We start from the raw sequence: 433 nt of genomic DNA, 5'->3' as shown, positions 1-433 counted from the left end.
GAATATGATTACCCTACTTGAAGCTAAGGGTGTTCGTGTATTTTCATTATCTTTAGATACAAAGGACATTGATGCCTTTTGTACTTGGTATGAAAATCATCCATTCGTATTTTTAAATACACAAAAATCTGCAGAACGTAGTCGATTTGATGCTGCCCATGAGTTAGGGCACTTAATCCGTGATAAATACAGTATGGAACATAGTAAAAATAGTGAAATTACAGAAGATGAACCTCGTGATATTATTGAAAAAGAGGCTAATGCCTTTGCTTCAGCTTTTTTAATGCCGGAAGCTGCACTACGCTTATATCGTCATGTTCCTATCACTATTGAAAATTTATTAAAAATCAAAAGACGATTTGGTGTATCACTTGTTGCCTTAGCATATCGGATGCATAAATTAGGAATGATTACTGATAGGATGTATATACAC

1 protein-coding gene is annotated in these 433 nt (G+C 34.2%); it reads left to right on the top strand.

Going from position 1 to position 433, the window contains the following annotated elements; genetic code table 11:
• The coding region (locus ACTHUR_RS21540; RefSeq protein ID WP_440400854.1) for an ImmA/IrrE family metallo-endopeptidase at positions 1-433 on the top strand (433 nt) is incomplete at both ends.

Source organism: Neisseria sp. P0021.S007, from assembly GCF_051956855.1.
Note: the sequence above shows the minus strand (reverse complement) of the source record. Positions and strands in the feature narration are given on the sequence as shown.